This window comes from Novosphingobium sp. HII-3 (genome assembly GCF_002916655.1).
In the GTDB taxonomy this organism is placed as follows: domain Bacteria; phylum Pseudomonadota; class Alphaproteobacteria; order Sphingomonadales; family Sphingomonadaceae; genus Novosphingobium; species Novosphingobium panipatense.
In genome coordinates this window covers 47,131-67,207 of record NZ_PPSM01000010.1, presented here as the reverse complement: position 1 = coordinate 67,207, position 20,077 = coordinate 47,131, and the positions used below count along the sequence as shown (strand labels likewise).

Sequence of the window (20,077 nt, the reverse complement as noted above, 5' to 3'; positions counted from 1 at the left end):
TGCGTCCGTCCAAGTTCGTCCGTGATGATCGTTCCGGGGGCCAGATGCGGCAGGAACCGCGTCCCCTCCACCTTCGGAATAGTCCACAGCGTTGAGCACGTCGCGGCCTTCCATGCGTCGTCCGTGAGCCTGCCCGTCTGGTCGATGATGAACCGCTTGCCACCGAGGGCAGCGTTAAATTTTTCGCGGGTGTAGGCCGTGCCGTTCTTGGCGATGATCCGGCCAAGGTCAGTAACCCAAGTGTAATCCTGGAAATACGCGGCTTGCTCCGAGGCATCCAGTATTTCACCGAAGTTGCGCGCAGTGGACGGCATCTGCCCCGGCATCGGTGGCGCGGTTGGCACACCCTCACCGTTCACCCCGAACGCCATGGACGCCTTGAGCGATGGCACGCGCCGAACCAGTGAGTGCCAGCCCAACTCCGTATTGCGGATTGAGTGCCAATTTTTAGCGTTTTCAGCGGGGTTGTCATTCGCATATCTGGCACACCAACCGAGCCACATGGCATACAGGCTATCGGGGTCCGTAAGCGTCCACCCTGCCTGTTTCACCGCAGCGGTCAGGCTGATCCACTCAAGGCGATCCAGATCGTTCGGATCGACCAGCGCAAGGGCGTGAGTGAGCCATTCGAGTGAGGGAGCCGCCAGTTCCGGCTCACCCAACTCATGTCGCTCACCTGCGCCGCCGTGGATCACTTGGACGTGCGCATAAGCAGCTTCCATGGCTTCGATTGTGGTTCGGGGGTTTGTGTAACCCGGTAGCAACTCGCATGTAACGGGATGGGGCACGTCGCCCTTCATGTGCCAGCTTCCGGGCACGCGCATGAGCCGGGTTGCGTCAATGACCTGAGGGTCGCTGTCGTAGGTTTGGACCAGCTTGCGCTGAAGCGTTTGAAAGCGGTCGTTCCCGCTGTACGCCTCGACGCACCAATACACGTGGACCTTACCGGGGCTGCTGTTGACCTTGAAGCACGGGGCCGGATGAGACGCTGCGGCACGTGCGGCATTGGCTTCCACGCTGCCTTTGTCCAGATCGATGAAGTGGGCCCGAATGGACGTGACATTTTCAAGTTTGCGTCCGTTACCGTCCAGCGCCGAGACGACCGCGAAGATGCCGTAACCGCGCATATTCATCTCGAACAGTTCGCGCCACAGGTGATCCACTGTCCCGAAGAAAGATTTGGCAGGTGCGCCCTTGTCGGTGTCATGGCAGGCGCGCCAGTGCATCGGTGTGTCGGCTGATCCAGTAATGGCGCTAACATAGGCTCGCGCCATATCAATAGGTTCGACAGCAGGATTGCCCGCAGGCGCGGATTCATATAGTGTAGACATGCTGATACTCCCGGCCCGGTTCGCGCCTGCTTCGCGTTCCGGGCCTTTTTGCGTAATGATGGATCAGGCTGCGCGATTGCGAGCCGCTGCGCCAACCGGCTCGGGCGCGATCGTGGTCCGGCTGCCCCACCATGCTCGCACGTCCGCCGCGTCGAAGTAACGGCGCGTTAGGACGTAGAACGGGCGCGGGAACCCCAGGCGCTCATCCTTGAGCCAGCGATGGAGGGTCATATCGGTGACGCCGCCGCAAATCTCGCACACCTGCTTCGCCGTCAGCATCGCGGGCGCGCTGGCATAGGCTCGCGCGAGCCTAATTGTCAGTCGTGAAAACATTCCGGAATCTCCATGTTGCCAAATATAGGCAACAGGAGCCTGACAATACGTAACACCGTCAAGTAAAAAATGAAGATGTACCCCTAGATCAGTTATCTTCATTCATTCTGTTAGGTATATGTTACGTGGTGTAGGTAAGATGCGTCTCAATCAATCGCGCAAAGCGTCGCCATTTTGTCAGATGTTGCGACCATGCGCCCTCTGGACCGCGCAATGCCGTGTCGTGCTGTTCATTGAGTTGTTTGACGGTGCGCTTTTTGGATGTGCGCGCTACGTGATTGAATGCAGCCTGCGCGGACCATTGGCTGTCGTCGTCAGTGCGGACGGGCAGCGCAATCCAAGCGACATGACGCGACCACAACATCAGTGCTTCCCGCTTTTCATCGGCGTAATCATGCCTGTTGTAGACGCCCGCGATGCCGGACACTTTTCCGCTGGTGTGGTTTAGGATCGCTTCTGTTACTTCCTGCGGAACGTGGAGTCGTGCGAGACCCGTTGCGAGGGTGCGGCGTATGTCGTGCAAGCGCCATGGTTCGACGAACTGTAGCGTTTCGTCCAATCGATCCTTGCGCTTTTGATGACCGCTAAACGGTGTCTTACCGTTTGTGCTGAACAACAGCGTGTCGCGGTTGAACTTCTCGAATCTCAGAACTTCAGCGATTGCAGCACTGGACAGAGGGACGATGGTTCGCTTGCTGTTCTTGGCGCGTTCTGCGGGGATAGTCCATTCCGCGCGCTTGTAGTCTAGTTCCGACCTTACCAGCCCCGTTACTTCCTCGCGGCGCTGCCCCGTTAAGATCAGCAAGCGGACGATTGACCCGAAGTGACCGCCAGCGCGAGTGACGCCACGCCACAGTGATGCAAGTTCCTCGTCGGACAGCACACGATCCCGGCTAGTCTCACCGTGAGGTTTCTTGAAGCCGCTATATGGATTGGCGGGAATCAACTTGTGTTCACGATCAGCGCACCACGTGGTCCATTTGGACAGTGTGGCGTGCAGGCGGTTTGCCATGGTCTGCTTATCCAGATCACGGACCAGCTTGCGCAGTTCGTCGCCTGTCACATCGGCTAACGCGCGGTCGCCAAGTGTCGGCAATACATAGGCTGTAAACTGTCTTTCCGTCTCCCGCCACGATCGATTTTTGGGTGCGTGTCCCTTTTCGCCCGCGCGGACTTTGGCAGCGTTCGTCCCGATGCAGTAATCGTCGATAAATCGCGCGACTGCGGCTCGGACGGTGATCCCGCTTGCGTTGTCGCTGGGTACAGATGGCGCGGCAGGGTCTTCGCCGCTGGTGACGCGACCGGCGTATTGCTTCGCCTTAGCTATTGCGTCCTTGAGTGTGATTGTCTCAATGGACCCGAGCGTGATCTTGCGGCTAGCACCCGTCGAATTTCGATAGCGGAACGCGAAAGCGCGTCGTCCTGATGGATAGATGACTAGGTAGAGGCTGTGCGCCCCATATGGCAGTTCCCGGTGTACCCCAGGCTCCCACGGTGCCACGCCTTTCGAAACTTGCCGAACAGTCGGGACAGTGCCCGCGTTGAAATTGGTCTTTTGAGCCACCGTCGCACCTGCCCTTTACGGTAACGACACGGTAACAGAAAGAGGCTGTTGGGTGCCGTTACCGTATGTTGATAACAATACCTAACATACCTAGAAAAATCCCGGTTTTCGAGGGTGTAGCGAAAATTTTTCTTACTGACTTCGCCTAACAATAGGTCACATGAAAACTGACTTTTAATCAGTAGGTCGCTGGTTCGAACCCAGCAGGGCTCACCACTCTCCCCACAAGAGATGTCGGAAGACGTGCGCAGCGCTGCGCACGCGAGCGGCTGCCGCTGCCGTCGTGGCGGTATTTCGAAAAACCTATGAAAACACAACTCTGGCGGCAGCGGCTCGCTCTCGAAATGCTACGCGCATCTGCGTAACTGGTGTGCCTCCTTGTGGAGGTATCACCATGGTTCGATGGCACGAGACACTCGCCGCGCGCGTTGGCTTGCGGGCTGCCGGTCTTGCCGGGCTATGCGCCGCCTGGGGGGTGGCCGGTACGCTCTATGCCCGCGTCCACTCCCATCCGCCGGCTCAGGCAAGCCTGGCAGAGCTGGGCCTTAGCACGGTGCTGGTCCTGCTTCTGATCGTGAGCAACGCGCTTCTTTTCGCGGGAGCGGGATTGTGGAAGGTGGTGCCGGTGCCCGGCCGCAGGGTGACCGCGCGAACCGAACCGCCGGTATTCGAGCCGCTGACGGGACGTGAAACGAGCTTGGCCGAGGCGCTCCGCCGAGCGCAGACGAACGCCTGCGTTCCGGCATGTCGCCTGCATCGTCTCGCGCGAACATCATGAAAAACTATGAAAACTCTATGTTCCCGCGCTCGTCCTGCTCTCGATATTCTACGCTCTTGTGATCTATCTGGCCGTCCTCGCTCCGAACCAACTTGTGACCGGGGCTACTCAAGAGGATATCATGAAGATCACTGCCACTATTGCCGCGTTGATTGCGGGGCTTTCTCCCCTTGCGGCTTACGCTCAGGCCTCCGAGAAAGCTTCGGCCGCGGTCACGGTCTCCGGGTCGGCCACGATCGCTTCGGACTATCGGTTCCGGGGTGTCTCGCAGTCGGACAAGGAGATGGCGGTACAGGGCGGCTTCACCGTCAGCCATGAGGATGGCCTTTACGTCGGAGCCTGGGCTTCCAACCTGTCCGGCTGGGGAACGTTCGGCGGCGCCAACATGGAACTGGATCTGATCGGCGGGTACAAGGCCCGGTTGAGCGACAACGCCACGCTGGACGTGGGTCTGGTCTGGTACATGTATCCCGGCGGCGCGGACGACACCGACTTTGTCGAGCCTTACGTGAAGGTCTCGGGCACAAGCGGACCGGCGACCCTCACGGCAGGCGTGGCCTACGCGCCCCGGCAGTACGCCTTGGCCAATGTGTCGAACGCCACGAGCAGCCGGGGGCAGAAGAAGGACAATCTGTACCTGTGGGGCGACGGCGCTGTCGCCATCGCCGGCACGCCGCTGACTGCGCGTACGCACATCGGCTATTCCCGCGGCAATCCCGGCCTTGGCCCAAACGGGACGAGCGTTGCTCCGACGGGAAAGTACTGGGATTGGTAGCTCGGGCTCGATGCGACGTGGAGGAACCTGACCTTCAACGTCTCCTACGTGGATACCGATATCACCCGGGCTGAAGCGGCGCGCCTGCAGCCGAACTTCAGCACGGGGCAGGATGGGACCGGATCGATCGCTGACAGTACTGTCGTCGCCTCGCTCAGCGCATCCTTCTGACGCGCAGATGGGGAGGGTTCCGCAAGCATGATGACCTGCCTGCGCCTCCCCTCTCGCGGCGGTAGAGAGTGTTGCGCGCTCCGCAATTCCTTGGCCGCACCTGGAAGGACAGAGCGCCGAAAGAGTGAAATCCGGCGCGTTGCCCAGCCACGGCGCAGGGCGTCGGCAATGTACCGCTGGTCGTGCCGGACAGGTGCGGCCTTCGTGTCTGCAGCAAGACGCGGTATCGGTGCGTTGGAGAAGCCTGCGTGCTCGATGGTACGGTCGAGCACTAAGCCTGAAACGACAGCGGCCGGCGCCGAGGATCTTCTTCCGAGCGCCGCCGAGAGCGGGCGCTCTGGTACCCGGGAGCGGAGGCCGCACTGGCTTGTTGCCGTTGCGCGGCGCTCCTGGCGGCGGGGAGGAGTCAGTTCTCGCGACGCATACGAATGGCCGTCTGGCCATCGATGTTGGCAAGGAAGGACCCCAGCGCAGCCCGCCTTATCCTGATCTTCGACCCGGGGGCTGGATCCGAAATGAGCTGCTTGCGCTCGACCTGCACCCACTTGGCGCCGTCCTCAAGAGTGAGGACATACTTGCCGTCGCCGTTACGCTGCACCCCTTTCACGACGCTTTCGATGCTGGAAAAGCCTTCTTCCTCCTCCTTCGCGCCCTCGCTCTTGTCGCCGAACATGTCGAAGGTTGGGAGCGTGAGACCGAACAATGTCTTGCGTGCCTTACTGACCGCCTGACGATCGAAAAGCACGATCTCCTTGTTGGCCTCGGCCGCGTCCACCGCTGCCGCGTTGGTATCGAAACAGGTCAGCCGAGCCTGGGGATCGACCAGTTTGCGGCAGTCGATCAACTTCCTGAATACTTCGGGTCGCGGTGCCGGTCCGGCGGCGGAAGCTGGAACGGGAAGAGTAACGACAGAAAATGCGGCGGCGGCAAGAAGGGCGGCGGGAAATCTGGCCGACCTGCTTGTCATCGCAGCCATCGAGCTCTTGCTCATTTGCATCCCAATTTTCATGACCGTGTCCCCTTTTTTGGAAGCCCGATAAAGCGTTAGCCTGTTCTGTTGCATTTTAGCTACAAGGCGGAGCCAACTTCAGGCACTAGAAGATGCCAACTTTACAGTTGCAAGCTCCTTCATGCATCACCTGTCTCATACCTGAATGAACCTCGCTTTAGACGCAGTCAGGCTAGCTCAGGTGGAAATGCTGCCAATTGGCGCTTTCGGGCAATAAGGGGGTTTTACTTTGAAAACCAAGAAGATCGTAGTGAGCCGCGCACTTCTGAGCGCGGGTGTGGCGCCGCTGGCGCTGTGTCTCTTTTCGGCCAGCCCTGCTATGGCACAGGATGCGGACGCAGCTGCCGGTACTGCGGAGGGCGGTGAATCGATTGTGGTGACGGGCTCGCGCATCACGCGCACCGACCTGCTGTCGGCAAGCCCCGTCCAGGTGATCACTGCCGAGGAGTTCGCCCAGTCCGGTGCGGTGAACGTCGAGGAGGTCCTGTACGATCTGCCGCAGGTCATCCCTTCGTTCTCGGCTGCCTCCAACAACCCGGGTGACGGTTCGGCACAGGTCGACCTTCGCGGTCTGGGCGCCGCGCGTACGCTGGTCCTCGTCAATGGCCGCCGATACATCCCGTACGACACGTCGCAGGTCGTCGACCTGAACACGATCCCGTCCGCGCTGATCGAAAGCGTCGATGTGGTTACCGGTGGTCGTTCGGCAGTCTACGGCGCAGACGCCATCGCCGGCGTCGTCAACTTCCGCCTCAAGACGGACTTTGAAGGTGTCGTCGCCAGCTCCGAGTACCGCATCACCGAAGCCGGTGACGGTGGTACTTTCAACACCAACGTCGCAATTGGCGGCAACTTCGCCGATGGCCGTGGCAACGTAACCGTCTTCGCCGACTACACGAAGCGCAAGTCGATTTTCCAGGGCGCTCGTTCGTTCTCGAGGCAGACCATCTCGGACGACGATGAAGGCGGCTTTTACTACGGTGGTTCGGGCACCACGCCCGATGGTCGCCTGTCGGTCGGCGGCGTCGACCTCAACGGCGATGGTACGCTGGATCTTCCCGCAGTCTCGGGCCAGTTCAATCCGGATGGTTCGATCCGTCCCATCACGACTGCCGATGCCTACAACTTCGCTCCCGCCAACTATCTGCAGGTTCCGCAGGAGCGCTGGATGGCTCACGCTTCCGCGCACTACGAAGTGTCGCCACACTTCGATCTCTTCACCGAGTTGACCTTCATCAACAACCGCGTGAACACCGAACTGGCGACATCGCCGGCTTCGGGCTTCCCGATCGAAATCCAGCTGGCTTCACCGTTCCTGGCGGACTCCACCCGCGCGCTCCTGACGCCGTACGACATCGACGGCGACGGCTACGTTACGGCGAATGCGTCCAAGCGCCCCCTCGAAGTCGGCAGCCGTTCGTCCCGCAACGACCGCAACGCGTACCGCATTCTGTTCGGTTCACGCGGCGAAATCGCTGGAAACTGGACCTACGAGGGCTACTACAGCTACGCTCGGACCCAGAACAACGAACAGCAGTCCGGCAACATCGCGATCAGTCGCTTCCAGGCAGCTGTAAAAACGCAGTTCGATGCGGACGGCAATCTTGTCTGCGTAAGCGACATTGAAGGCTGCGTACCGGCCAACATCTTCGGTGCCGGCAACCTCTCCCCAGAGGCCGCGAACTTCATCGCGATCCCGACGCAGAACACCACCGTCATCGAATCGCAGGTCGCTCAGTTCACCGTTGTGAACAACAATCTGTTCGACTTCGGTCTCGGCGCAGCGCCGGTCGGCGTCGTGCTTGGTGCAGAGTGGCGTTCGGAGAAGGGTCGGTTCTCGCCTGACTTCTATCTCGCTTCGGGTGACGTGGTCGGCTTCAACGCCGGTCAGCAGACGGTCGGCGGCTACAAGGTTCGTGACTTCTTCGGTGAGCTTTCGGTCCCTGTCGTGGCCGACCAGCCCTTCATGCACCGGCTTGAGTTCAACGGCGCAATCCGTCACTCGCACTACAACAACTCGGTTGGCGATGCTCTGAGTTGGTCCGCCGGCGGCCAGTGGGCTCCGATCGAGGACCTTACCTTCCGCGGCCAATTCCAGCGCGCCATCCGGGCACCCACCGTGGCTGCCTTGTTCGGCGGGCAATCGGTCGGCTTCCCGGCGTTCCAGGACTACTGCTCGACCGCTGCAGCAGTCACCAACGCCAACCTGCGGGCAAGCTGTATCGCCAATGGCGTTCCGGCCGCTCTGCTCGGCACCGACCTTCAGGGCGGTAGCAGCCAGATCCGTGCGGTCTACGGCGGCAATCCCGATCTGAAGGAAGAAACGTCGGACACCTATACGTTCGGCGCCGTGCTGCAGCCCAGCTTCGCACCGGGCCTGTCGCTGACGGTGGACTACTACAACATCAAGCTGAAGGACGCGATCCTGGTCAGCGGACCGGGCGCAACCTCGGTGCGTGATGCGTGCTTCGGTACGCCCGACAACGGCTTCACGCCGTTCGACACGTCGTTCTGTTCGCTGATCCCGCGTAACCCCCAGACGTACGAGGTTCAGGATCTCCTGAACACCGCACTCAACGCGGGCTCGATCAAGACCGAAGGCGTCGACTTCGAACTGCGCTACAGCAGCCGCCTCGATTTCGGCTTCTTCGACAATGAATCGCGTCTGTCGGTGCGCGTGTCGGGTACGCGTCTGATCAAGTATGCGAACAACAACCTCGCAGCCATCCCCAGCCTGCTGGTGAATTGCGAAGGCCGGTTCGGCGCGTTCTGCGGCGATCCGTTCTCCAAGTGGCGCGGTTCGGCCCGCGTGACCTGGGCAACCGGTCCGGTTACGTTGTCCGCTCTTGCGCGCTACATTGGCCGTGCGACGGATGACGGTCAGTCGGGCTATTCGGCGCTGTTCAAGCCGGCGCTTGGTGATCGCAAGTACTACGACCTCTCCATCGGGTATGAAGCAAGCGACAACTTTAACCTGACGATCGGCGTGGACAACATCGCCAACAGCAAGCCGCCGCTGATCGGTGACGCCAACAACCAGCAGGCCAACACCTTCCCGTCGACCTACGACGTGTACGGCCGCCGTTGGTTCACCAACGCGACGCTGAAGTTCTAACCGTCCTTCTCTGATAAGAAGTGGGGCAGCGAGGGCATCCTCGCTGCCCTTTTTTTGTCCGGATTGACAGCAAGCCTTGCGGTGGCTGCACACCCTCCGCTTTTAGTTCGCAGGCACCACGTCGAAGGCCACGGTCAGGCGCTCGCCAACCTCGAAGGGGGCTGTTCCGTGCCAGAGATAGGCGGGAAACAGGGCCAGTCGCCCGGGCGCGGGCTCAATCCAGCCAAGCGGGGGCAAGTCCGTGCGCAGATCTTCAGGCGGCTCCCCCAACTTCAGCCATCCGGCTCGCGGTCTTTCCGGATCGGATGGCGGCAGGGCGATGTAGCAGGCCGAACTTAGCCAGCCTTGCGGATGCACATGATTGATGTGGAAGCCCGATCCTTGCAGCCGGACAGACCAGGAACCGGCAAGGCGCGGTGCCGCCATCCTTCGTAGCAGGGGATGAAGCGGATCACCCTTCGGCAGCATCGAGAGATGGTCCTGAAGCGCGCTCAGTACCGCCTCCTTCAAAGCCACTATTTCCGGGAAGGCGAGCGCAAACAGATCACCGCTCGTCTGCGTGCCGCCGCGAAGCGATTGATCGAGCGGCGGGCTGATGCTCCGGTGCCGCTCGCGCAGCCTGTCCGCGGCCGCGTCGGTGACGGACCGATCGATGTCGATGGCGCCGATCGCGCCAGCCACGTCGTAGAGCCACTGCGCGCGCGGATCTCCGTTCATTCGCCAGGCGGTTCCAAGCAGCGCCCAACCCATCTGGTCCTGCGGCATGTCCCGGGTGATCTGCGTAGCCAGTTTCTGAGCGGCATCCGGCCGCTTCTGGCGGATCCGGTGCCGGGTGAGGGCGATCAACGCGCTTCGGGTACTTACCTTCGCGAGCCGATCGAAAGCCATGTCCGCGCGGGCGTCTTCGCCAGTCTGGCTCGCCAGGCTGGCTTCCAGCAGATCCAGGGTTTCGGAGCGCCCCAAGGCCTTCCGCGCCTGCGGGATGAGGTCGAGCGCTCTCCCGACTTCGCCGGCATTAGCCAGCGTCGCAAGGCGAGCGGTCCATAGCGCCGGATCGCGCGGACGAGCGCGAAGTGCGGTTTCCAGGCTGCGCACGTAATTGGCATGATCGCCTTGTTGCCAGCGCATTTCCGCCAGGGCGCGATGGCCTTTCACCCAATCGGGCCGCATCTTCAGCGCCTCTTCAAGAGACTGGATTGCGGCATGTGGCTCACCCGTTTCGTACCGGGCGATGGCTTCGCCAAGACGTAGCTCTTGATCGTCGGGCCCGGCCCGCCGCGCGAACGTAAAGGCGGCCAACGCGGCTGCCTCATTCCCGCGTTCCAGTTCGATTTGTGCGCAGCCATGAAGGGCGCGTAAATGTGCAGGCTCGATCCTGACCGCATGAGACAGGCTGTGCCAGGCTGCCTCCCGGTCTCCGGCAGCCTTCTGGATCAATCCCAGCACAGACCATGCGCGTGCGCTCCGAGGGCGAGCCGCGGTTGCCGCTTCGGCAAATTGCATGGCTTCCTCCAGCCGTTCCGCGTCCTGCAACGCCAGTGCGAGGCCGATCAGAGCTTCGAAATGGCCCGGCCGGGCAAGCAGCGCTTCCTGGTAGCGTTTGGCGGCAGCCTCATGCGCGCCTGTCGCGGCAAGCAGATTGCCGAAGTTGGTCAGTATCTCGTGATCGCGCGGAGCCACACGCAAGGCTGCTTCGAAGGCGCGGGTCGCGTCGCCCGCTCGTCCTGCCTTCTTCTCGACCAAGGCCAGCAGATGCAGCACCGGGGCAGCATCGGGAAAGGCCTGGCACAGCGGACGAAGCTGTCGCCGTGCGAGATCGAGCTTGTCGGCGGCAAATGCGTCGTACGCTTGGCGCAGCAGCACCTGTGGGTCTGCGGGTGAGGGCGTTTGCATAAAGTGATGTTGAAGAAGGGATAGGGGGCGCGCAAGCCTGTCAGTTGCCGCTCATCGCGCGCAGCCAGCCTGTGACTGCATGGCGGCGGCCCGCGGCTGCGGGTGTCACCATGGTCACGCTGTGCGGTTGCGGCACTGCAAACAGGTCGAGCGTGTTGAACCCTGGGGACCAGCCCGAAACCCTGTCACCTTGGTGGAAAAGGAGAAGACCGCCCCAGCTTGGCCGCCATTTGGGCGTGAGACCGAACACATAGGCGGCCCGGCGGTTCTTGCCCGCGACGGCGTCGTCGTGCTCGGTCAGGAAGTCGCCGGAAGCGTAGCCCGTCGCCTGACCGTCCGCGAAATCGATATCGGAAATGCCCGTGACCTGCTCGACGAGTTCAAGGGTTGTCTTGCTCGCCATGAAGCGCACGAAGCGGCTCAGCATGTCTTCCGCCGCCTCCCGGGCGGCCATTTCGTCCGGCACACGCACGGCTTCGTAGCGATGCTGAAAGCCCGTACGAGCGCCATCGTGCACCGCCTGGTCGAGCGCGCTGAGGCGGGCGGGGGTCATGGAGCTGCGGATCTCGCGATCCAGCTCGAACAACTTGGGACCACTGTTTATCATCTGCCGCCAGTCGGGTCGCGCGGCGAGATGATTGGCAAGCTGCCGTACCGCTTCCTCGGCGAGGAAGCCGCGGATGCGAACGCGGCCCTGACTTGCGAATTCGGCCCGAAGCGAGTCGATGTTGAGATCGGGTCCGATCCTGAAATGGTCCACGCGAGAGTCCTTGCTGGCTGCTGGCGACATGCGCATAGCTGCGCGCGCTCACCATAGCGCAAACAACGGAATCGTCATGCACTCGCCAGCCAATCTCTCGACGTTTCTCGCTGATTGGCGCAACTTCCCTCACCGGCTGGATTTTCGCAGCGGTCGGCTTCTCTACCTTCGCGTCGATGCCGGGACTCTGGAAAGTAGCGCCTTCCTTGATGGAAGGACCGCCCTGTCGGTGACGGGCGAGGAGTATGTTGTCGAACTTGAGGACGCGCTTGGCTGCTGGTCGGACACTGGGTGCCACCAGAGGCCGCCGTTGATTCTGCACACGGCTTTTTGCGGATCGACGCTGCTGGCACGGATGCTGACGCAGCCCGGAAGGGTCGTTTGCTTGCGTGAGCCACAGATCCTTGCCGATATTGCGGCGTGGCATGCCGCATTGCCCGTAGAGCGCCGAAAGCAGACAGTGCCCGCTCTGCGGTTCGCACTCGCCCAGCTTGGCCGATCCCTCGGTGGAGCCGCGATCGCGATCAAGCCTACCAACTGGATCAATCCCATGCTTCCGGAGATGGTCGATGCCGGCGTTGAGCGCGCGGTGTGGCTGACGAGTGATTTGCGCACACTGCTGATCGCGGCGTTGCGGGGCGGGAACGATCGCATCGCCTATCTTAGCCGCTACGCTGTACATGCCGCGCGCAGCCAGTCGCCTCTGGACTCCCTGATCCGGCAAGCGACGGTCACCGGCAGTTCCCTGGAGAAAGCGCTCCGCCTCTCAGCCTTGTCGCTCCTGGCGCAGCAATTGTCCTTTGCGGGAATCGCGCCCCGTTTCGACGAAGCGCTGCACATCAACTTTTCGGCGTTGATCGCTGATCCGCAGACGACAGCCGCTCGGGCAGCTGCGGCGCTGGGTCTGGAGGGCTTTGCTGGCGACGCCAGCCTTTCTGCGTCCCTTCAAACGCATGCGAAGGCGGATGGAGCCTTCGATGGCGCCCGGGAAGCCGCCGTCAATGAAGATCTGTTTCGCCGATACGGAGCCGAGATCCTTGGTGCCGAGCGGTGGGCGAAGGAGGTCGCTGCCCCGCAGCTGGCGTGACGGATGGCTTGTGCGCGGATTGGTTGATGAACCGCAGCGTTGCGATCCCCGGCGTGGGGTCATTGCGCCCCAAGCAACGTCAGCGGTTGTCGCGAGCGGCCAGGCTGACGACTTCGGGAAAGTTGAGCTTGGCTTCCACTATGGGGCCGGTGGCGTCCTTGGACTGCTGAAAAAGGCGACCCACGTACTCTCCAAGTATGCCCATGAAGATCGCATTGAATGAGATGGAGATGAGCAGGAGTACCGTCGTCGTCGCGAAGCCAGCGGGCCATTGCTGTCCCAGCAGCAAGCGACCAACCAGATAGCCGAACGTCAGCAGCAGCGTCAGCACGCCCACCAGAGCGCCCGCAATGGAGGCGAGCCGCAAGGGAAGCAGCGAGTGGTTCAGCACGCCGTCGACGGCCAGCGAGATCATCGACTTGAGCGGGAACTTGCTCTCGCCCGCGGTGCGATCGGCCCTGTCATACTCCAGTCCGATCTGGGAAAATCCCATCGAGCTGATCAGGCCGCGCAGGTAAGGGGAGACGTCGTCCACCTTCTGCAGCTCTACCAGGATCCGCCGGTCAACCAGCCGGAACTCGCCCGCGTTGAGGGGAAGCTCATCATCGCTGATCGCGGTTATGAGGCTGTAGAACGCGCGGCGCGCCATTGCGACGAGGAAGCTGTCCTGGAGACTGCGACGGATGCCGTAGACCACCTTATGTCCCAGCTGCCACTGCCGGAGCATCTCGGGAATCATCTCCGGCGGATCCTGAAGGTCGCAGTCGATCTGGATCGAACAGGCGCCGCTTGCAGCTTTGTACGCGCAAAGGAGCGAGCGCTGATAGCCGAAGTTCCGGGAAAACCGGATTACCTTCAGCGCCGGATCACGCCGCGCCAGATCCTCCAGCAGTTCGAACGTGCGGTCGGTGGAGTGGTTATCCGTGACGATGACTTCGTAGGCGTATTTGGGCAGCCGCTCAAAGACCCGCACGATCGCCTCGTAGCAGCGCACGACGTTCTGTTCTTCGTTGAAGGCGGGCACGAGGATCGACACCAGGGTCTTGTGTTCGGCGGTCACGGCAGATGTCCCAGAAGTTCACGAGCTGCCTGTTCGGCCTCGATGGTGGCACGAAGCCCGTCCTCCAGGCCGATGCGCGCACGCCAGCCGAAGCGACGATTGGCACGGTCAGGGGAAGAGAGCAGCCGGGTCGGGACGTCGCCCGGCGGCAGCGTTCGGAAGCTGACCAGCGAGGCTGGGCAGCCGATTTGCGCGATAACGCGTTCTGCGACCTCCCGCATCGTGGGTGCCATGCCGGTGGCGAGGTTCACCAGCTCGCAATCCGCCGGAGCGAAGTCGGCAAGCCGCAGCAGCCCCTCGACTGCGTCGGTGACATGCATAAGATCGCGGCGGTCCTCCGGCCGGGCCACCGTGATGGAGCGTCGCGAAAGGAGGGCATCCACCAGCGCAGGCACGAAAAAGCTGCGCGACTGGCCGGGGCCGTAACACAGCGCAAGCCTTGCGGTGATCACGGGGAAGGGCAGGATCGGCGCGAGCATGGACAGCCCGTGTGTCGCCGCCAGCATCCCGGCGCCGTAAGGCGTCAGCGGCAGCGGCTGTCCCGTCTCGCGGTATGGCGTTTCGGCCTGGCCATACTCGGCGATCGTTCCTGCCCGGATGACGATAAAGGGCGGATCAGGTAGAGCCGCCAGCTCCTCGACGAGGTTGAACGCGGGTTCCACATAGAGTGGCAGGGCTTTGCGCGCCGTGTCGAAGGCAGGCTGATCGGACAAGCGAGTCTCGGCGCCGAGATGAAACACGCGGTTCGGGCAGGCTGCCCTGATCGCCGCCCGGACGGCGGAGCGATCCGCAAGGTCGAGTTCGTGGACGGTGACGCGTTCCATCACTGACAGGAGGCGGGCGCGGTTGCTGCCGGGGCGCAGGGCGACGTGTACATCGTCCCCCCTGGCAACAAGTCGCGCGGTCAGGTGGGAGCCGATGAAGCCGGCTGCTCCTGTCACCAGTGAAACGGACCCGCGCACCGCGCCCCCCTTTGCCAAGCGTGTCTCGTGCAGTCGAACGCCTTCGTTCTACCTGTTCTCAGGAGACGATCCTGGGAACGGGCAGCGGCACCAGGAACTTGCCGCCCGCTGCGCGGAAGGCGGACTGCTGTTCATAGATCTCGTCGAAGAAGTTCCACGCCAGCACGAAGAGCACGTCCGGTCGCTCCTCCTCGATCGCCTCGACAGGGCGGATCGGTATTCGGGTGTTGGGTGAATACAGGCCGTGCTTGAGCGGATTGCGATCGACGAGGAAATCCAGATAGCGCCGGTCGATGCCGAAGTGCGTAATGAGCGTGTTGCCTCTTGCGGAAGCACCGTATCCCGCGATCTTCAGGCCCTTGGCCTTCATTTCGTCCAGCATCGCGATGACCTCGCCACCCATCGTGCCGATACGGCTGGCGAGTTCGTCGTAGGTCTCTCGAACGAGCATTCCGCCGGAGAGTTCTTCCGCCAGCATCGCTTCCACGCCATCGCTGGCCCCAAGGCCCAGGTCCTTGCGGTTGATGAACACACGCATGGAGCCGCCGTGAATATCGGGCAGCGACGTGGCCTCCGTCACTTCGAGGTCGAAGAACTCGGCGAGCTTGGCGATGGAAAGGAGGCTGAACTCCGACACATGCTCATGGTAGATGTTGTCGAATTCGGTGTGATCGATGTACTCCTTGGCGCGCGGCACTTCGATGACGAACGTGCCGTCAGGCGCCAGGAGCACGCAGATCGCTTCCATGAAGCGATGCAGGTCGCCGATGTGATTGAAGGTGTTGGTCGTTACTATGACCTTCGCCGGTCCGTGGCTTTCCAGCACGGTCGCCGCCGACTTCGGGTAGAAGTAGTCGATGAAGGTTTCGACACCGCGTTCGGCAGCAAGAGCGGCGATGTTCTCCGCAGGGTCGAAGCCCAGCGTGCGGCATCCCAAAGCGTTGCACCCGGCGAGCAGCAGCCCGTCGTTGCTTCCGATGTCGACGATCAGGCCGCCGTCGGCGCGTTCCGCCAGCACCTTGGCGAGCCCTGCGAAGTGGCTGTGCATCCGCGCCGCTCCCGAAGGGACGTAGAGGTAGTGACGGAAGAAATCATCCGGGACCTGGTCCGCGATTTCGATGAGCCCGCATTCCAGGCAGACTTGCGTGTTCAGCGGAAAGGCAGGCTGCGGCTTATCCAGATCTTCCGCGCGGATTAGCATCTGACCCGGCGCGTGGTCACCCAGCGGCAGGAACAGGTACGGTTCCGGTGCCTTGCAGGCCCGGCAGGTATGCAGGGTGCTGCCGTCGACTTCTGCGCGATGGAGTTGTTCAAGCATGGTGCGCCTCGGAGCTGGTGGAGTAGGATGGCGTCACGGCGAAAGCTTCCACCCCATCGTACGTCCGGTAACCGGTATGCGGGACGACGGGCATCGAGAACTCCAGTCCGTGACAGTGCAGGCGAATGTCTGCGCTCGCTGCCGAAAGTAAGGGCAGGGCGCTTCACGAACGAAGTGGGCATCAGGGTTAGGCAGGTTTAGACAGGCCCCTGACGAAAGAGCTAGCATCGCACGGCAGGGGGAGCGGGCGTCGCCCGCACGGTCTGGCAGGCCAAATCAGGTGCTCAGTCGTCCTTCTTCGGCTTGCCCTTGCCGACGTCGTCGCGGGGCTTGCCCTTGCTCGTGCGCTGGGCGGCTGCGCGGGCGCCGGAAAGGACAGGCCCGCAGGCGGCGGATTTCGCATCGCCGATGTCCACGAAGGCAAGAAGGCCGGCGACCGGAGTGGCAGCCACCGCCAGCCCTAGGCCGGCGCCGGCGCGGCCGAGCAGCTCGGGGCTGATGACCTGAAGCGATGGCTCGGCAAAGCGTCCCTCGATGCCGACCGGGGACTGTCCGGAAAAGAGGCTGAACTTCTTACCGTCGGCGCGAAAGGCGAGGCTCAGCGCTTCGGTGTCGAAGCTGAAGCCGCCGCGCCCGGTGATAACGTTCTTGCTTGTGTCGATGAGGATCGGGTCCGCTGCTGCCTGTCCGCCGTTGACGGTGAATGCAACGAGACCGCAATTTATTTCTACCGGCTTCTTCAGCTTGCCCTGGAACATCTTGTAGGCGAACGTGCCTATATCGAGTTCCGCCAGCTGCACGTTGCGAGTCCACAACGTGCCCTTGGGCATCATGAAAGCGATCCGCCCGGAGGAAGTGGCCAGCGAATCGTGGATGGTGTCGCCACGTCCGGCCAGCTTTATACGTCCATGAATCGTGCCGCTCGTGCCGGCCTCGGCGACGCCATACCCGGCCAGCAGGCGCCCCATCGGCGTGGGCGCGAGCCGGATGTCGTAGCTGATCGCGGCCGGTCGCTTGCGCGTATCGAAGATGAAGTCGGAGGCGACATCGCCCCGCGCCATCGAAAAGGTGAGCGGCGAAAGTTTCAACAGCCCGCGGTCCAGCGCCAGCTTTAGCGATATGTCCTGGACCGGCACGTTCCTGGAGCGGACCACGCCGATCTTCCAATCGAGACCGGCATCGAAGCGGTTCATCATCGCCACCGGCAACTCAGTGTCCGGTATGACGTGCCGTGGCCCTGAGCCCGATGCCGCAGCGGCGGCGACGGCGCCCTTCGAGGCGACGATGTCAGGGTTGTAACCGATGAACGGCGCGGCATCGATGATGTCCAGCCGGCGCGTCACAAGCTTAGCATCGATGCGCAGGCGCTCGGCATTGGCGATCGTGAACCCGCCTGCCAGATCGGATTGCCCGAATCGACCCTTCATGCCGGTGAAACGATAGGTCTCGTCGTCTTTCACCATCTGCGCCGTCAGGGCGTAACGGCGCGTGCGTGGAATCGCGACATCGATAATGGCGAGCAGTTCGGACAGGTCGCGCCCTTCTGCGCGTACCTTCAGCGGCACGTCCTCGAATTCGGCAAGGGAGGGGAGTTCGCCCTTTACGTCGAGAACATTGTTGGCGGCCCACGCGCGCAGTTCGATGGCGTTGCCGCCACGGTTGATCGTCTCATCGGGCGAAAGCAGCCGAGCGGTCACGCGGAAAGGCGTGTCCCGGAACCTTCCGTCACCGCGAACCGACACGGCCTTGCCGATCCGCGCATCCTTCGAAACGACCGGGTCGAGCACGAGGTTGGCCAGCAGGGGCATCTTCGGATCGACGTAGCGAATCCGCATGTCAGTGATCGTCGCCCGGTCCACACGCGGCAGTTCAAGCGGTTCGCCCTTCCCATCGCCAAAGGTCCAGGTGTTTCGCTCGCTTCTTGCATCCCACTCGAGGTTTGCACGTCCTTCGACAATATCGAGGGTGTAGAAGCGGCGCCGGCCGAACAGCATGGAAAGGGGCGCTATGCGGGCATCCACGCTTCTGGCCGTGAAGAGGCTGGGTTGCTCGGCCCATTTCGGATTGGATGCGCTGAGTTCTTCGGCGCGGAACTTGATCCTGATCGGCGCGAAGTAGAGCTGGAAGTCACCGCCGACGGACACCTCCCGATCCGCAAGGGAGCTCGCGACGCTCTCGAAGGGGTGCTTGAGGAAGCGGCCCTTGGTGATGAAGAGGATGAGCCAGGCAGCAAAGATGACGCCTACGACCGCAAGCAGGACGTTTCGCACCAGCCGCAGCGTCCTGCGCCGAGAGGCGGGGCCGTCAGGAGCATCCTTCGGATCTGAAGTCGATACCGCGTCCATGATGCCATGAAGCGCGCGAGACCGGGGTTTGGTTTCCTGCGCCTATGGCTTTGTGCAACAGGAAGAAAGGCGGGCCGGCATCAGCCCGCGTTTCCCGAGATTTGTGTCAGAAGCCGAGATCTTCGATCGGGCCGTCGAAATTGCCGCCCAGCTTGTTCGTGGCGGCGGCCAGCTTTTCTCCCGGCAGGCCGGCGATGTAGCCATCGATGATGCGTTGGTAGTTGCTGATCATCCCTTCGACGCGGCTGGAGAGGCGCATGAATTCGAAGCCCGAGGCGTGGACGCCCTTCTGCTGCAGCGGGATGTTCGAGTAGTCCTGACGCGGGATCGGAGGAAAATCCGGGCTGTCGAACGGCAGCACGATCGGTTCCATGACCGGCTCCGGTTCCTCTCCCTCAGGGAAGAACGTAAGCGACCAGATCTCGAAGAAGCAGCTTTCGGGCCCGAGCGGTCGGATGCGGTATGCCGACATGGAACTGAAGTAGGGCAGCAGGAAGTAATGCGGGAAGAGGAACTCCACGGCGTTCACCGGATCCGACTGCGCCACGGCGATAAGATCGGGGATCGGCTCCCCACGCTCCTTCAACTGGGCGCTGACCTGGTGCATGACCATGCCCAGCCACATCATCATGGCCTGGCCCTTGTCCTCGGGCAGCCCCTGCGTGGCGTGCTGAAGCGATCGCGCGATTTCCACTTCCTTGCTGTGGAGCATTCCCGCCATGCCTTCGCTGAGCAGTTCCATGTTGCGGATCTGCGCCGCGATGTTTTCCTCGATGGTGAGGCTGGAATCCGCCATCTGCGGGTGGCGTTCCGGATTGTCGGCCATCGCGTACATGCTGTCGTACATGGTTGGCACGGCAAGCTGGAGCTGGGGGTGCGTCTGCATCACGTGGTAGCCTTCCATGAAGGCTTCCATCGCGATCTTCCAGTTGGCCGGCAGCACGGTGCCATAGCACCATTCGGCGCGCAGCTTGTGCAGGTTGTGCGCTTCGAGGCGGTCGGCAACGGGGCCAAGGCTTTCGCGAACGGAGGGCGCATCGTTGTCGTGGTTGATCCAGACGCAGCCGCCATAGACCTCGGCGCGGCAGGGGATGAGGTTGATATCATCCTCATCGATCTGGCGTTCGGAGAACAAGTGCTTGCCGTAGACGAGCGTGTTCTCGCCATCCATGTTCCAGCGCCAGCCGTGAAACGGGCAGACAAAGCCGCTCTTCGCGCAATTGCCGTGGGCCGTGGCATGCGAGGAGCCGAGCGGCGAACCGCCCGCAAAGGGGACGCCCCGGTGGCGGCAGGCGTTGTTGAAGGCCTTCACGCCCGTCTTCGTGCGAACGATGATGACGGACTTCCCGACGTTCTCGTACTCTATCCAGTCGCCTATTTCGGGAATCTGCTCTTCCCGGCAGGCCATCTGCCAGACGTGTGGCCACAGATGATCTACTTCCGCCTGGTAGAACTCCGCGTCGTAGTACCGCTTTACCGGGATCCTCTCAGGATCGTCGATCGGGAACGGCACCGGCCGCAGACCGCCATCGGCTGATTTGAGCACTTCCCAATACCTCTCGCTCTGACTCTGGTT

The 20,077-nt window shown here is 62.2% G+C and carries 14 protein-coding genes, 1 tRNA gene and 1 pseudogene; 5 read left to right on the top strand and 11 right to left on the bottom strand.

The genetic code is table 11. The annotated features are described in order from the left end of the window. From C2R25_RS02960 to C2R25_RS02950, 3 genes are all read right to left on the bottom strand, one after another. Positions 1–1,331 (bottom strand): DNA-primase RepB domain-containing protein (locus C2R25_RS02960; protein WP_199183749.1); only part of this gene is annotated, 1,331 nt, incomplete at its 3' end. Between the two features lie 63 nt (positions 1,332–1,394). After that, a complete protein-coding gene (locus C2R25_RS20635; RefSeq protein WP_199183748.1) occupies positions 1,395–1,664 on the bottom strand; it encodes a hypothetical protein in 270 nt (89 codons plus the stop codon). A 121-nt stretch (positions 1,665–1,785) separates the two neighbouring features. After that, complete coding sequence (locus C2R25_RS02950; protein WP_103727799.1) at positions 1,786–3,228, bottom strand: site-specific integrase; 1,443 nt, start codon at positions 3,226–3,228, stop codon at positions 1,786–1,788. A 110-nt stretch (positions 3,229–3,338) separates the two neighbouring features. Here C2R25_RS02950 and C2R25_RS02945 point away from each other — a divergent pair. From C2R25_RS02945 to C2R25_RS02935, 3 genes and pseudogenes are all read left to right on the top strand, one after another. After that, positions 3,339–3,444, top strand: a tRNA-Ser gene (locus C2R25_RS02945). 178 nt (positions 3,445–3,622) lie between these two features. Beyond that, entirely contained in the window at positions 3,623–4,006 is a 384-nt protein-coding gene (locus tag C2R25_RS20630) for a hypothetical protein (RefSeq protein WP_199183747.1), read from the top strand. 121 nt (positions 4,007–4,127) lie between these two features. Beyond that, positions 4,128–4,952, top strand: a pseudogene (locus C2R25_RS02935) (TorF family putative porin). Positions 4,953–5,358: 406 nt separating this feature from the next. On the opposite strand, the gene C2R25_RS02930 reads toward C2R25_RS02935, so the two are convergent. Then, positions 5,359–6,015: a hypothetical protein gene (locus tag C2R25_RS02930; RefSeq protein WP_146049605.1), complete on the bottom strand. Its 657-nt coding sequence runs from the start codon at positions 6,013–6,015 to the stop codon at positions 5,359–5,361. Positions 6,016–6,211: 196 nt separating this feature from the next. Between C2R25_RS02930 and C2R25_RS02925 the strand changes: the two genes are divergently transcribed. Continuing rightward, positions 6,212–9,076: a TonB-dependent receptor domain-containing protein gene (locus C2R25_RS02925; protein WP_233203733.1), complete on the top strand. Its 2,865-nt coding sequence runs from the start codon at positions 6,212–6,214 to the stop codon at positions 9,074–9,076. A 102-nt stretch (positions 9,077–9,178) separates the two neighbouring features. Here the strand turns inward: C2R25_RS02925 and C2R25_RS02920 are convergent, their stop codons facing one another. Both C2R25_RS02920 and C2R25_RS02915 read right to left on the bottom strand, forming a co-directional pair. Continuing rightward, positions 9,179–10,969, bottom strand: a complete 1,791-nt coding sequence (locus C2R25_RS02920) for a tetratricopeptide repeat protein (RefSeq protein WP_103727797.1) — start codon at positions 10,967–10,969, stop codon at positions 9,179–9,181. Between the two features lie 40 nt (positions 10,970–11,009). Beyond that, positions 11,010–11,729 (bottom strand): 2OG-Fe(II) oxygenase family protein, encoded by a 720-nt coding sequence (locus tag C2R25_RS02915; protein WP_233203732.1) that lies wholly within the window; start codon positions 11,727–11,729, stop codon positions 11,010–11,012. Positions 11,730–11,805: 76 nt separating this feature from the next. Between C2R25_RS02915 and C2R25_RS02910 the strand changes: the two genes are divergently transcribed. After that, positions 11,806–12,816: a hypothetical protein gene (locus C2R25_RS02910; protein ID WP_146049604.1), complete on the top strand. Its 1,011-nt coding sequence runs from the start codon at positions 11,806–11,808 to the stop codon at positions 12,814–12,816. A 79-nt stretch (positions 12,817–12,895) separates the two neighbouring features. Here the strand turns inward: C2R25_RS02910 and C2R25_RS02905 are convergent, their stop codons facing one another. The 5 genes from C2R25_RS02905 to C2R25_RS02885 form a co-directional block, all read right to left on the bottom strand. Then, entirely contained in the window at positions 12,896–13,876 is a 981-nt protein-coding gene (locus tag C2R25_RS02905) for a glycosyltransferase family 2 protein (protein WP_103727794.1), read from the bottom strand. Beyond that, on the bottom strand, positions 13,873–14,838 hold the full coding sequence (locus tag C2R25_RS02900) for an NAD(P)-dependent oxidoreductase (protein ID WP_158250605.1): 966 nt from the start codon (positions 14,836–14,838) through the stop codon (positions 13,873–13,875). The genes C2R25_RS02905 and C2R25_RS02900 overlap by 4 nt, the downstream gene beginning before the upstream one ends. Positions 14,839–14,896: 58 nt before the next feature. Further along, positions 14,897–16,156, bottom strand: a complete 1,260-nt coding sequence (locus tag C2R25_RS02895) for a class I SAM-dependent methyltransferase (RefSeq protein WP_103727792.1) — start codon at positions 16,154–16,156, stop codon at positions 14,897–14,899. 284 nt (positions 16,157–16,440) lie between these two features. Continuing rightward, on the bottom strand, positions 16,441–18,501 hold the full coding sequence (locus C2R25_RS02890) for an AsmA family protein (RefSeq protein ID WP_103727791.1): 2,061 nt from the start codon (positions 18,499–18,501) through the stop codon (positions 16,441–16,443). A 106-nt stretch (positions 18,502–18,607) separates the two neighbouring features. Next, positions 18,608–20,047 (bottom strand): SRPBCC family protein, encoded by a 1,440-nt coding sequence (locus tag C2R25_RS02885; protein ID WP_103727790.1) that lies wholly within the window; start codon positions 20,045–20,047, stop codon positions 18,608–18,610. Positions 20,048–20,077: the final 30 nt, after the last annotated feature.